10 protein-coding genes are annotated in these 14786 nt (G+C 36.0%); 3 read left to right on the forward strand and 7 right to left on the reverse strand.

The genetic code is table 11. The annotated features are described in order from the left end of the window. Positions 1-15: 15 nt before the first annotated feature. From BZG01_RS09040 to BZG01_RS09050, 3 genes are all read right to left on the reverse strand, one after another. Entirely contained in the window at positions 16-1290 is a 1275-nt protein-coding gene (locus BZG01_RS09040) for a sialidase family protein (RefSeq protein ID WP_218973065.1), read from the reverse strand. After that, the gene (pelA, locus tag BZG01_RS09045; protein ID WP_101309511.1) at positions 1263-2363 is read right to left on the reverse strand and encodes a pectate lyase; all 1101 of its coding nucleotides are present in this window, start codon (positions 2361-2363) and stop codon (positions 1263-1265) included. Before pelA ends, BZG01_RS09040 begins: the two co-directional genes overlap by 28 nt. 97 nt (positions 2364-2460) lie before the next feature. Further along, positions 2461-4320, reverse strand: coding sequence for a glycoside hydrolase family 28 protein (locus BZG01_RS09050; protein ID WP_101309512.1), 1860 nt, complete (start codon positions 4318-4320; stop codon positions 2461-2463). A gap of 145 nt (positions 4321-4465) precedes the next feature. Here BZG01_RS09050 and BZG01_RS09055 point away from each other — a divergent pair, with 145 nt between their 5' ends. Then, positions 4466-5680, forward strand: coding sequence for a helix-turn-helix domain-containing protein (locus tag BZG01_RS09055; RefSeq protein WP_101309513.1), 1215 nt, complete (start codon positions 4466-4468; stop codon positions 5678-5680). 210 nt (positions 5681-5890) lie between these two features. Here the strand turns inward: BZG01_RS09055 and BZG01_RS09060 are convergent, their stop codons facing one another. The 4 genes from BZG01_RS09060 to BZG01_RS09075 form a co-directional block, all read right to left on the reverse strand. After that, the gene (locus BZG01_RS09060) at positions 5891-7342 is read right to left on the reverse strand and encodes an efflux transporter outer membrane subunit (RefSeq protein WP_218973066.1); all 1452 of its coding nucleotides are present in this window, start codon (positions 7340-7342) and stop codon (positions 5891-5893) included. After that, entirely contained in the window at positions 7320-10472 is a 3153-nt protein-coding gene (locus BZG01_RS09065; RefSeq protein WP_101309514.1) for an efflux RND transporter permease subunit, read from the reverse strand. Before BZG01_RS09065 ends, BZG01_RS09060 begins: the two co-directional genes overlap by 23 nt. Before the next feature lie 37 nt (positions 10473-10509). Continuing rightward, on the reverse strand, positions 10510-11667 hold the full coding sequence (locus BZG01_RS09070) for an efflux RND transporter periplasmic adaptor subunit (protein WP_101309515.1): 1158 nt from the start codon (positions 11665-11667) through the stop codon (positions 10510-10512). 115 nt (positions 11668-11782) lie between these two features. Then, positions 11783-12271 carry a GbsR/MarR family transcriptional regulator gene (locus BZG01_RS09075; RefSeq protein ID WP_143470870.1) on the reverse strand — a complete coding sequence of 163 codons (489 nt, stop codon included), beginning with the start codon at positions 12269-12271 and terminating at the stop codon, positions 11783-11785. 774 nt (positions 12272-13045) lie between these two features. Here BZG01_RS09075 and BZG01_RS21545 point away from each other — a divergent pair. Together BZG01_RS21545 and BZG01_RS09080 are read left to right on the forward strand one after the other, a co-directional pair. Further along, positions 13046-13213 (forward strand): hypothetical protein, encoded by a 168-nt coding sequence (locus BZG01_RS21545; protein ID WP_180327270.1) that lies wholly within the window; start codon positions 13046-13048, stop codon positions 13211-13213. 127 nt (positions 13214-13340) lie between these two features. Then, a complete protein-coding gene (locus BZG01_RS09080) occupies positions 13341-14498 on the forward strand; it encodes a right-handed parallel beta-helix repeat-containing protein (RefSeq protein WP_101309517.1) in 1158 nt (385 codons plus the stop codon). Positions 14499-14786 lie beyond the last annotated feature (288 nt).

Genomic DNA, 14786 nt, shown 5'->3' on the forward strand with positions numbered 1-14786 from the left:
GTGTCCGGCATGTAGCTATTCATTAAGCAGCTGATCCTGTTGCCAGAGCAAACTGTCAATCGGAATTCTGGTTAACTCTGCATCTTCTTTATTGGTAGCATAGGATACGTATAGGTAATCACCCCAGATCACACTTTTGGGATAACTGTATCCAATTCGCTTGTATTTTCCCTTACATCTCATGGGCTGAAGATCTTCGTTACCGCTGCGCAGTAAGTAAGCATGATCAAATGTAAAACCGTCTTTACTTAAAGTGATTGCAAGAGGAAATCGACTTTTGTTTCCCGAAGGATTATTAACCATAAAGGCTGTGCCGTTGGGTAAATTTCCTGCACTCTGCTTCGCTCTGGAATCTGGTGTGTCAACAATTACAGGTGTAGTCCAGCTTAAACCATTGTCTTTGCTAATTGAAGCAAGTTTTTTAAAACTATTGTCTTGATCCCGGAAAATCATGACAATGGTGCTGTCTTTTCTGTAAAACCAACTGGGTTCAATTTCCCGGCTTATATTTTTATTGTTTGCAGGCATGTTAATCATTTTTCCGGATGTCCAACCCGATACACCAAGCGGATCATCAGTATAAAATGGTGTAACTATCAATCCGGGCTGCATATGAAAAGCGGTAATAAGTCTGCCGGTTTTTAATGCATGAACATCCTGTTCAATAATTCCTAAAACAGGTTGTCCATTACTATGTGTAAGAGGTTTTGGCGATTTCCAATGTGTCCCATCGGTAGATGTAATGTATTCGGTATAACCTTCTTTAGCTCCCCCGTTGTTATTGGGCCAATTACAAATATAAGCCACAAGGGTAGTTCCGTCACTCCACCATCCACCGCTTGTTTTTATTCCGTGCTTCCATTTTTTGGTTAATGCAGATGGTTTACTCCAGTCTTTTCCATTTTTACTTCTGCTGTAAAAAACCTGAGTATCTTCACCATCTTCATCAACCAATGAACTTTGCCATTGTGCATAAAGCATTCCTTTAAACGGAAACAGTACTACTCCGTGATTGTATTTATTATCGTTGCTTTGCGGTGCAAATATTGTGATTGTTTCAAGCCCCTTGGCGAAATGGAGTCCCAGAGTTTCGGGCTGATCAAACTTAAAGAGAGAATGTACCTTAAAAGGAACATCACATTCCTGAGCATGCAAGGACAGTACCAGAAAAAATTGAGGTAAAAGTTTAATGATATTTTTAAGTGAAATCATAATTCTCTGTAAAAAGTTATTATCTGCAGGATATGGTGCTGGTTTGGCAGTTATTTTGCATTTACTTTTTTTCTCCATTCAGGATATTTTATCAGAAGTTTTTCAGGAGTATTGGTATACCAGCCGTAACCATTTCGGCGTTCGTAACTAATCTCAGCCAGAGAGTTTCTTTTAATTCCGTCGCGGCTGCAGAAATAAGGCTTGCCTGTTTCTAAATCGTAAAAACGGGCCCATAATGGGGAAGCATTTTTATCTTTAACGATAATTCGATTCTTCTTCCCGTTTTTATCTGTTTCCTGCGTTAATTTTACTCCTTCTATTTTGTTGGCCTCGAACCATTTTACAGCTCCATTAACAGCAGCAATAATTTCCTTGGAAGGCATATCTATCTTCATTAATAAAAGTGCTATATTGACCGATTCGCTACCACTAAACGATGCCAATTCGTATGCACGTGCATTAGCCGGAGCGAATGTTTTTTCATCGTGCTGAGCACACCATACTGTTGGTTGACCATTTACAACAATCTGGGTTTTAAGAATGCATTGAATCCCTTTGTCGAATGCTTTTTTGGCTTTGTCCTGTTGGTTTTTATTTATTTGTAAGGAAGAAAATTCTTTACTGTCGTCAAGTATTTGAAACAAAAATTTCATGGTATTTACCATTGCATCATCATTATAGGTAATATGGTCTGCATAATCACCTTTGTAAGGATAAAACTGTGGCCATCCGCCATTTTCGTATTGCGAAATAAAAATATAGTTAAGTCCTTTTTCAAATGCCTGTTTGTATCGGTCATCACGAAAATGAGAGTATACTTTAGCCAGAAACCGCAGTTCTGATATCGTTGCACCGTTATCGAATGTGGCGCCAATTTCAGATTTATCCTGAATATAATGAGCTTTCTCTGATTCAGAAAATGCGTGATGATAAGGCTTGTTTTTTTCCCATCCTCCAATTTCTTTTTGACTAAGCAACACGTTTTCTGCCACCAATTTCGCATCCTCGGTTCCATACCATTCGGCAGGCATTTTGGTTGATACCTGTTTCCATTTCAGACTCAAATAATCCTGAGTTGTTTGCCTGTTTTTTGCTGAAACAGAAGTTATTGTCAGAACCATGATCATTGAGATCAAATAAATATTTTTCATGTGTTTATGATTATGATTTGTTTTTTGTTGCCATATAAAACTCCCAAATTACACTCATTCTCCTGTGTGTACTTTTTATAGGGTTGTATTTTTGTTTTTACTTTGATTTGGCCGGCGAAAAATAAGTAGTGATTATTTTCTGTTTTTCTTCAATTATATCTCCGTTATTATTGATTCCAACGGCGAATAATTTTTGGTTGTACTCTCCTTTAATTTCGAAATATGCGAAATCCTGAAAGGCAATTTTCTTTATTTCATTGATCATGAGGGGGGCAGGAGTGATCTTTAAATAAGTTTCCAAAGCTGATATAACTGCTTTAGGTAATTCACCAAATGTAATATCTGATTCGGATCGCATGATCTTCCCGTTGGTCAGAACTAAGAGCCGCAGTTCTTTTGACGATTCGAGTTTCAAATTAATGTTGTAGATAATATTTGATTGGGTTATCATTTGGTCAATATTATTGACAGGAATCTGAGGATAATTAGCCGCAAGCGTATTTTTCACAGATTTTGGAAGATCGTTGAATTTTATATTATTGGAATTTAAAATGTCATCTTCGTTATGTTCCAGGTTGATTTTTGGAATTTGAATGTTCCCAACCGTGTTTGTTCCCGAATAATTTTCCTCATTTTCCTGAACATTTGAAAAGCTCATGTTTTGCAGGTTCTTTACAAATGAACCTTTAAAGGTAGAAAACTTGGAATCACGGACATTTACATTATAAATCAAATTTTTACTGTGGCCGTTAAGAAGAAAAGCCCGGCCACAATTTTCGGCATTAATTTTATCGAGATGAATATTATATAACAATGGGCTGGAATCGGATAGGTTTGAACTGTTGTTAATATTGCTAAGTAAAAATGAACCGGTAATCTGATCTGCCTGAATATTTTTTAAAAATATCTCGTGGAGCTTTCCCTTTAGTCCGGCATTGGCGAAAATACGCAAAGCTGTTTCGCTTGTGTCAATTTTTAAATCAGACAGGAAAATATGATTGGCTCCGGCTTGTGTTTGAGAGCTGATAATTACTGCTGAATAAAGAACATTTTCGAAAACTGAATTTTGGATTACGATATTCTTTGAAGCACGATTGTTTGGGATTTTAACCCGCCCAGAAAGAATCTTTACTCCATCGTCAATAAATTGAAATTTTGTACTGTCAACAAGAATATTTTCACTGCTTTCCAATCCAATTCCAATCTGGTCGTATCCATGACTGCTGATTAAGCACTTTTTAATCGTTACATGTTTGCATAAAATTGGGTGAATAACCCAAAAAGGGGCATTTTTAATGCTTACTCCCGAAATATTTATTCGGGAACATTCCAAAAAAGTAATCAAATCCGGGCGGATAGAGTGGCCATTCCCAAATTTACGGTTGATGGGTTTCACATTAGTATTTTCCAGCTTTTTCAATAATTCCCAATCTTTTCTTTCATGAAATTTCATGCTTTTCCATACAGGATCGTTTCCCTGACCGTCGATAATACCTTTGCCGCTTATCTGTATGTCGCTTGCATCTTTTGCATAAATCATGGATGAATAGTTCATGCATGGAATGCCGTTAAACCAGTTGTAAGCTAACGGATATATTTCAGGTTTCGCTATAAATTTGAGTTCAGCACCTTCTTCCAAATACAAATTTATTTTACTTTTCAGAACAATAGGTCCGGTATAATGAATTCCAGGAGGAATTAGAATTGTACCACCACCAAGCTCATAAACATGGTCAATTGCTTTCTGGATTCTTTGAGAATCATCTTTAGATCCAAAATCGATCAGACGTAAAGTATCTGTTGGGATTTTTGCAGACTGTATTTCATTTCTGACTGAATCGGCATATTCCCAGCCATTGGAACTTTCAGGAACCAATTCATTGGATGCATTTTCTTTTTGCCTGTTACAAGCCAGCAATGCCATAATAAGAGCAATACATGAAATAGGAAGTCGCATAACTTTTTTTTGCTAATATAAACGAAAGTCTTATAAACAGGCTGTTATTTTCTGTCATTAACTGTTATTGACCTATTCATTTTTTGTTTTTATGTGTTATTTAAAATGATTTAGTAACTTTCGCAGGACAACCGTAATATCTACCATGAGTAACAATTTCGATGACAATTTCTGGCTGAGTAAAATTGCCGGCAGCAAGTATTTTACATCTGCGAACGATGTTCGATTGCTTCGTTATTTGGTAAGCGCAACACGCGAAGATAAAATTCTAAAAGAAACAGTTATTGCCATTGACGTTTTCGGACGTGATGCTTCATTCGATCCCGGATCGGATTCTATTGTGCGTTCCAATATTTACAATCTGCGTAAAAAGCTCAATTCTTACTATCTGGATGAAGGAAATCATGATGCTGTGCGGTTTGTAATTCCTAAGGGGAGTTATCGTGTTGTATTTGAAGTGACAGAAACAGAAAAAATTGAGCAAAAACCAGAATTGAAAGAAGTAAAACCAAATTCGATGAGTCTCAAATTCTTATTTCCGGTTTCTTTTATTCTGATGTTGATTTTTGCATTCCTTTATTTTTCAGGCAATAGAAACTTTAACACTCAAAAAATAGAAACTGAAAATCCGGTTTGGGATTACTATTTGCAATCGGAAAACCCGCTGATGATCGTTTTGGGTGATTATTTTATGATGCAAAAAACGCGATTCCCGGATAGCAGCTTCAATTACGTTCGTAATCCGGAAATAAACAGCCAAAACGACTTTATGGCCTATCTGGATAAAAATCCGGAGCAAAAAGCCAGTATGAAAAAATTGGGGCAAAGTTATTTTGGTGAAGAAATCCCCAACTGTTTTTTTCAGTTGGTACAAATTTTTCAAAAAGCGCACAAACCATTCAGTATGAAATATGCTTCGGAATTATCATTAAGTGATGTTCGGATGAATGACCTGATTTTTGTAGGCGATTTTGGCACTTTGGGAGTACTTAATCCTTTTTTCGCAAAAACAGGGTTTCATTATTCCAACTTACCCCCGGCAATTTTTATTTTAAATGAACAACAAGATACCACAGAGTATATTTCTCTAAACAATCCTGATCGATCGGTATTCCAGAATGATTACGCAATAGTCTCCAATATTTCGGCTTACGACGGAAAAAAAATCATGTTTTTTGTTTCTTTTCTGCCATTTGGCAAATCGGAAGCATTGTATAAGTTGAGCGAAACATCATTTTTGACTGAACTGACAGATAGTGTTGCTTCTTTTCCAGATGACTGGAATCTGATAATGAAAATTTCAGGTTTGCAATCTACCGGATTCTACTATGAAATTATAAAGTTTGGCAGTATTGAATAAGCTGCGGTTAAGGATGATGACAGGCTGACTTCAAAAGTGAATTAACCACAAAAAAACAGCAGTATGCCAGCTTTAAGCCAATATACTGCTGTTTAATTGATATGCTAAATCAAATATAAAATAAGATTTGACCGGATTGCTAAATTGAAGAACTAACTTCAAAATCATCCTACCGATGCAATCCGGTCAAAATCAACCCACTATTAAATCTTACTTACGATTCCATCCACCACCTAACGAAAGGTATAATTTAACGATGGAATTTAATTGTTGGAATTTTGTATCGATGGTATTAATCTCGGAAGAAAGGGCATTGCTGCGAGCTGTCAACACTTCAATATAAGTCGTGTTTTGGTAGCCGTTGTTCAGCAATTCTTCAGAATATTCAACAGCCTTTTTTAAAGCTTCCAATTCCATTTTCTGGATTTCGTATTTCTTTTGTTCAGACTGATAGCTGTACAATGCATCAGATACTTCTTTTCCGGCATTTAGTATCGATTTTTGAAAATTGTAACGTGCTTCGGCTTGTTGTGCTTTGGCTGCTTCATATCGGGTTCTGATGTTTCGTTTGTTAAAAAGTGGTTGGGTCAGATTCCCAATCGCATTGCTAAATAAAGAGGACGTACTGAACCAATCATCGAAATTGATACTTTCCAAACCTGCACTTGCACTAATACTCAAACTAGGGTAGAAATTGCTGCGGGCAACATTGGTCAGCTCAAAAGCATTCATCAAGCCATATTCAGCAACCATCACATCTGGTCGGTTTCTTAAAAGCTGTGCAGGAAAACCAGTTTGCAATTCAGCCGTAATCTTTTGATCGTCGAGTTTTCCACGAACAATAGTTCCTGCATTTTGTCCCAGCAAAAGAGAAATAGTGTTCTCTAATAGATTCACATTTTCTTCTAAATTTAAAAGAAGAATTTGAGTGCTGTACAACTGTGCCTCAGTTTGTTTCACAGCAGCTTGGGTAACTTGTCCGGCTTCTTTCAGGCTTTTCATTGTTGCCAAACTCTCAGTTCTGTTTGTTACTGTTTGTTTTGCAACATCAACCTGAGCATCTAAGGCAATTAACTGAAAATAAGCAGATGCCAAATTGCCAACTAAAGAACTTTCTACAGCTCTTCGCGAAGCTTCGCTTTGCAAATAACCTGCTTGACTTGCTCTTTTGTTGCTTCTGATTTTTCCCCAGATATCGGCTTCCCATGAAATTGTACCTGTTAACTGGTAATTTTCGTATTCGGCACCATTTCCGCCTGCCGCAATTCCAGTCAGGCTGTTGTCTGATGCTTCATAATGCCCCCCATTAGCACTCATGCTAAGACTAGGCAGATAACCCATTTTTCCTTGTTTGTAATAGGCTTCGGCAGCATTTACACGCTCAATTGCCATCAAGTAATCCAAATTGTTATCCAAAGCTTTATTAATTAAACTTTGCAGGTTCGCATCGGTAAACAATTCTTCCCAAGGCATGCTGGCAAGAGTCGCTGAATCAGTAGTTGAAACGTTGCGGTACTGATCTGAATTCTCTAGCTCCGGTTGCTGATATTTTTTGGCAACAAAACAGGATTGCAGACTGAATGCCGTTACAACCAGACTAAGTATTATATATCTTTTCTTCATCATTTCTTTCTCTATATTATTCTGCAGTTTCCAATTCACTGTCTTCCGGTTTTGGCGCTCCTGTAATTTTTTCCTGAATTGTCTGGAAAATCACGAAGAAGGCAGGAATTACAAACACACCAAACAGGGTTCCAATTAACATTCCGCCAACAGCACCTGTACCTATTGAGCGGTTCCCAACTGCACCGGCTCCATTTGCGAGCATCAATGGTACAATTCCCAGAATAAATGCGAACGAAGTCATTAAAATAGGACGTAAACGTGCTTTTGCTCCCTCAACGGCTGCCTGCATCAATTCCATTCCCTGACGTCGACGCTGTAAGGCAAATTCCACAATCAGGATGGCATTTTTTGCCAGCAAACCAATTAACATGATCAAGGCCACCTGGAAATAAATGTTGTTTTCTAATCCAATCATCTTCACAAAAAAGATGGCTCCAAATATCCCGATAGGAAGTGATAGAATAATGGAGAAGGGTAATATGTAACTTTCATACTGCGCTGCAAGTAAGAAATACACGAATATCAAACTCAGTGCAAAAACTAAAATAGCTTGATTTCCTGCTTTTTGTTCCTCACGTGTCATTCCAGAGAATTCATACCCGTAGGTTGATGGTAATGTTTCTGCTGCAACTTCCTGAATAGCTTTAATGGCATCCCCGGTACTGTAACCAGGATTCACATTGCCGTTAATGGTTGCTGAATTGAAAAGGTTGAAACGGTTAACAACATCAGGACCATTTACTTTTTTCATGTTTACAAACTGACTTACCGAAACCAATTCACCTTGAGCATTTTTAACAAACACATTATTCATCGATTCAAGGGTTTCACGATCTTCGGGAGCAGCCTGAATCATCACACGGTACTGTTTTCCGAACCGGTTAAAGTCGGCAGCATACCAACTTCCATAATATCCCTGAAGGGTTGAAAACAATGAATTTACTGAAATGCCAGCTTCTTTTACTTTCTCTACATTTATTTCCATCTCATATTGAGGGAATCCTGTATTAAAAGAAGTTCTCGCATATTTAATTTCCGGTCGTTGGTTTAATGCACCCAGAAATAGACCACTTTTGGCCATCAAATCGTCAAATTCTCCATTCGACTTATCCTGCAAACGCATTTCAAAACCATCAGAATTACCAAAACCACGAACAGTTGGAGGTGCAAAGAAAAGAATTTGAGCTTCGTTTATTCCAGCTGTCATTCCAAATAATTGCCCAACTATTGCATCTACTTTTTGATTGTCCTGTTTTCGTTCTTTCCAGTTTTTCAATTTAATTACAGCGAAAGCTTTTGAGCCACCTCTGGAGCCACTTAACATACTAAAGCCAACTACAAACATTTTTTCCTGAACAACATCAATACGATTGATAATTGCTTCTACTTTGGAAACAACTTCACCTGTTCTATCCAAAGTACTTCCGGCAGGTAATGAGATGTCACAGAAAATAACTCCTTGGTCTTCGTTTGGTATAAATCCTGTTGCAGTAGTTTTGAAAAACCATCCAGCCAAAGAGATGAAAACGACTAATATTACACCAGTTAACCATTTTCTCTGAATTAAATAGCGAACCGAGTTAGCGTATCGATTAGTCATTACATCGAATCCTGTATTGAATGAAGTGTAAAATCTTTTTAGTAAATTTTGCTTATGCTCTTCACTTGGTTTATGTGGCTTAAGTAAAAGAGCACACAATGCAGGACTTAAGGTTAATGCATTGATTGCTGATATTACAATAGCAACTGCAAGTGTGATTGCAAACTGTTGGTAGAAAGCTCCTGTTGAACCTTTTAAAAAGGATACCGGAATAAACACTGCCGACATAACCAAAGTAATGGAAATAATTGCGCCGGTAATCTCGCTCATGGCCGATATAGTAGCTTTCTTAGCACTCTTCGCACCGTGATCAAGCTTGGCGTGAACCGCCTCAACCACAACAATGGCATCATCAACAACAATACCAATTGCGAGCACTAAAGCAAACAGTGTCAGCATATTAATAGAGAAGCCAAAGAGGTTCAGAAAGAAGAATGTTCCAACAATTGCCACTGGAACTGCTATTGCAGGAATCAAGGTTGATCTAAAATCCTGAAGGAAAAGAAAAACCACTAAAAATACCAAAAGGAATGCTTCAATTAAGGTAGAGATTACTTTACTGATTGATGCATCTAAGAATTCATTGGTATTGAATGGAATCACATAGTCAACTCCTTTAGGAAAATTCTTTTTAGCAGATTGCAGTGTGCGTTCTACTTCTTTAATAATTTCCTGTGCATTCGAACCTGAAGTTTGATATACCGCAACTGCTACCGATGGATGACCATTGGTAATATTATTGGTAGCATAACTAAAGGCACCCAACTCAACTTTTGCAACATCTTTCAGGCGAAGGAAATCACTGTTACCTTCCGAACGAAGAATAATATTATCGTATTCTTCTTTTGTAGAAAGTTTTCCTTTGTAGCGAATAACATATTCGAATGACTGAGATGAATTCTCTCCAAATTTACCAGGAGAAGCTTCCAAATTCTGCTCATTCAAGGCGCTGACTACATCCTGAGGAGTAAGACCATAAGCGGCCATTTTTTCAGGTTTCAACCAAATTCTCATCGAATAATCACGTGAGCCAAAAACGCTGGCATCACCTACACCATTAACCCTTTTGATCATTGGGATTAGGTTGATACGAGCATAATTCTCAATAAATGTTGCATCTAAATCTTCGTTTTCGGTAAAAACGGAAAAGAACATCAAAACACTATTCTGAACTTTTTTTGTGGTTACTCCAGTTTGAATTACCTGTTGCGGCAATTTGCTGTTTACTGTTGCTACTTTATTTTGAACATTAACTGCTGCAATATCAGCATTGGTTCCTAATTCAAAGTAAACACTTATGGTTGCACTTCCATCGTTACTGGCAGTAGATGACATGTAGGTCATGTTTTCTACACCATTAACGGCTTCTTCTATGGGAACAACAACACTTTTCAGCAGAGTTTCTGCATTGGCACCAGGGTAAGTAGCAGAAATCTGCACGGTTGGAGGTGCAATATCAGGGAATTGCTCTCTTGGTAAAGTAGAGAGCCCTAAAACTCCCAAAATTACAATGAGTATAGATATTACAGTCGACAATACCGGCCGTTCAATAAATTTTCTTAACATGAAATGTGATTTTTATTTACAGTTTAAAAACCTGATATTATTTTTTGGAAAATGCTCTGTTGTCTGGTTGAGTTGAAGAGCCGGTTTGTGGAAGTATTTGCATTCCTTCTCTAAGTTTGATTAATCCCTCGGCAACAAATACTTGTCCTTCAGTAAGTCCTTCTTCAATGATAAAATCATTCCCGAGAGTTTCTGAAACAAATACTTCTTTAGACTCTATTTTGTTTTCATTACCAAGAAGATAAACAAAATGTTTTCCCTGCAATTCGAAGGTTGATTTTTGCGGTAAAATAATTGCCTGATCTATGTTAGATGGCAGTTTTATTTTTCCACTAATACCACTTCGTAATAAATTGTCTGGATTTGAGAAAATTGCACGATAGCTAACACTTCCTGTTCTTGGGTTTACCATTCCGTTAATGGTCTCAATTTTCCCTTTTTGATTGTAAATTGATCCATCAGCAAGGATTAACTCAACTTCAGGTAATGCCTTAATCATATCTTTAACACTATTGCCATTCAATTGTCGGTTGAATTGTAATAATTGTTTCTCGTTTAATGAGAAGTAAGCATATACATTACTAATATTGGACACTGTAGTAAGTGGTTGAGATTCTGTACGACCAACTAAGCTTCCAATTCTATAAGGTATACTTCCAACAATTCCGTCAACCGGACTCTTGATAATAGTATAGTCTAAATTTTCTTTGGCATTCATATAATCTGCTCTTGCAGCTATCAACTGAGCTTTTGCAGCATTCAAATTGCTTTCAGATGTTTCTAATTGTACCGCGCTAATGATATTTTTCTCTACCAAAGGTTTTATTTTATTCACATCAACTTGTGCTGATACCACCTGAGCTTTTGCTACTTCAACATTTGCTTCGGCGGCTTTAACTTGCTGATTTAAAGTTTTGGCAGATAATTTAAACAGAATCTGTCCTTCTTTAACCTGGCTGCCTTCATCAATATAAATTTTTTCAATAAAACCATCCACTTTAGGACGAATTTCTATGTTTTGTTCTCCTTCTATATTTGCAGCATATTCTGTGTAAATAGTAATGTTTTCCTTTTTCACTGATTGTACAGGGAATGGCATTGGCCCACGAGCCATTTGTGGTTGTGATGAATCCTTACAAGATGATAAACCAAGTAGGATAATGGCCATACTTGCTAAGATGTAATTTCTTTTCATGATTTGAATAAATGTATAAATTGTTTTTAATTAGTTCCTTTAGTTCTATATATAGCGAACTTGTTGATTGTGCAAGTCCAAATTTGTTTAGGTGTTGGTGTTATTTACCTCATATTTAATTAGTTATTGGGCATTTCGCTTTTATTTGATCACGAAGCTGTTCCAGAAGTCTTACAGTATTTGATAAGTAGTCTAAATAGGGCTGCTGGTCTTCTTCCTTAATAATCCCATTGGCTGTTTTTTTGTACTCTAATATCTGTCCAACCAAAAAGTGTTCTGTTTTATAATCAGCTATTTTTTCTTCAATTCTAGAAATGAATCCAACAGGTGATAAGGTATAGTACTTTTTCCGGTCACCAGGTTTTGTAAAATACACAATCATATTCGATTTGGTGAGACTCTGAAGATTAGTGGAGATCGTACTTTTGCTGGCACCTAAAAAATGAACCAAATCATCAAAAGTGGCTCCATTTTCTTTATTGATGAAAAGGGTAGCGAAAATTCTCGCTCCGATAGGCGATAACTTTTCTTGTCCCTCCATAAACAGACCAAACTTTTCCACTAAATATTTCTTTTCCTCTTCCAAATCTTTCCTGTTTTTCATTTTTCTTAAATTTTTCTGGAACAAATATACATTTAGTTCGGTTTCAACCGAACTAAAAAATGTTAAAAAAATAAAAAGAATCCTATGCAATCGATGGAAGAGCAATAATAAATTTAAATGTATCAATAATTGATATTTCGTTGGGGAAAAAATGGATTCGATTTAACGAAGTTGTTTAAAGGTGTCGAAGTAAAATAATGATAAATGCAAAGATATTCATAGCTGACCAATGCTTTTTTTGTTTCAAAACGTACAGGTATCGATTTAAAAACATCTAACCGTATATTGGTTTTTTCAATCACAAACCGTTGCTTATAAAGTAATTCGTCAAAGAATGAAACGTCATTCTACCATTGCGCTTATTTTGATCAATATTATCAATTACATCACAGATGTAACAATGTTTTCTAAATTCCTGCGCATCAAATCCTGCATCAGCATTAAGAAAAAATCCATCAATACAAAATTGCTTGATTTTAATGAATCAGTCTTATACTTAAAGTTGCTAATAAAATGTTTCACCTGAAATGCTTATTGATATGATAATTAGTCACTTCGATTCGTGTAGTACTTTCACGCACTGTGGATTGTTTCTACACTATATAAATTTGAATTTTTGTTGTTTAGATTGATTAAAAATACTTAAACTTTTGTAACATTCACATTTCCCGTCCGTTAAATGCCTTAGAAAGTTTCAACCCAGTGGATGAAATTTTTTTGGCACAGAATTCTCTAAGTGAGTTGTGAAGTTGAAAAATGTCTAATTAATTACAGATGGCAAAATTGAAAGAGAAAGGATCATATATTGGATTCCGCTTTAAGAGCTTACAAAAGAAAGCTCATTTTGATAACCCTTCCAATAAAAAGAAAGGTTTTGAATTCCTCAAAATCATTCAGTTTTTTACCCCTCACGATATTTTAATGTTGAATCATCCAGAGTGATTACAGCAGTTTTATTCCACAAACTTTGGTTAATATTTGATTAATAATCTAAACGAATAGTTTGGAATGAGGTGTCTTTTTGCAAAAAATATAATAAGAAAATAAACTATCTTTAATAATAATATCAATGAGAAATAAGAGTAGAGTGATTGCAGTAATGATGATATTGACCATGTGGTTTTCGTTTGCAAGTTGTGATGATGAATTAGTTGAAGAGCAGGATTCAACCGAGGTTGTTGAACCAATAGTTGACGAGAATAATGACGGTACAACAGTTGCAGACACTACTGGTGGCACTAATACTGAGAATAGACCAATAATTGAAAATCAGACTTTTAATAAAACCTTGATTATTGATGGTCATGAAAATGATAGTTTGATAATACGCAACTGTACATTTGAAAACATGTCCGATATTGCTCTTTTAATTAAGACTGTAGATCACGTAATTATTAGGGATTGTATTTTCAGGAATCTGCAATCGCATGCGATTTTTTTACAAGCCGGCCAAAGCTCCGATGACATTTTAATTGAAGGAAATGAGATTTATAATGTTTCAGGAATAGGAATATTTGCTGGGGAAGATCATATTAATACTAAGTGTTTGGGTAATATAATTAATGAAGTGGGTCTTGTTAATATAGACGGACACACTCCGCACGGTATTTATTTGTGCGGGAAAAATTTTATGATTGAAGGAAATACCATATCTAAATGTGGTTCGGAAGATGGTAAAGGAGTAGGAATTAGTGTACGATCTTATGGAACCATTTCGAAAAATAAAATTTATGATGGAAAAGCCAGTGGCATATCTTTCTCAAGTGATCATTCTGCTTTTTATGGCACATTATTAATTGAAAACAATGTGATCTTTGATAATTTCGAAAATGCAATTAGTCTTTACATGTCAAATGAAGACTCGCCTCTTGGAAAAGTTACAGTCCGATTTAATACTTTATTATCCGGCAACAAACCTGTTATTTATGCCAATACCTGGAAAAGCATGGAAAGTGAGTTAGAATCTTTAGGAAATATACTAATTAGAACCGATGGAGATATTAATTATGTCGATGTTTCAACATCGAATCCATTTATTGAATCTCAAAATCTGGTAAGTAGCGGGGATCTTGGTTTTTCAGACTTTACAGATAGAGATTTTCATCTGATTTCAGGTTCTAAAGCGCTCAATTTTGCAGTTGGAATTCTTGATTTCCCTCGAAAGGATATGGAAGATAAAAATAGGAGCTCGTCTGATTTAGATGCTGGAGCATACGAAGCTAAATAATTAATAAACGCAAAAATAATAGGATGGAAAGGGGCTGTATCTTGATTGATACGGCTCTTTTTGTATGAAAAATATATGTTTGATAATTTCCATTATCAGGCTGATATTTGTTTTTTACAATATATGTTCTGAACTTGTATGTAGTAGAATTAGAAATGATTTCTAAAAATAGTTACTTAACAGAATGGAGGAATCTGAACCATGTTTTTTGCCTCTTCTGCATTTATACCAGTTAGTATCTAAATTTACTCAATCATTTCTCCCAAAGAATCTGATTATAATTGAGTT

Origin of the sequence: Labilibaculum manganireducens (assembly GCF_002843385.1) — a bacterium.
Taxonomy (GTDB): domain Bacteria; phylum Bacteroidota; class Bacteroidia; order Bacteroidales; family Marinifilaceae; genus Labilibaculum; species Labilibaculum manganireducens.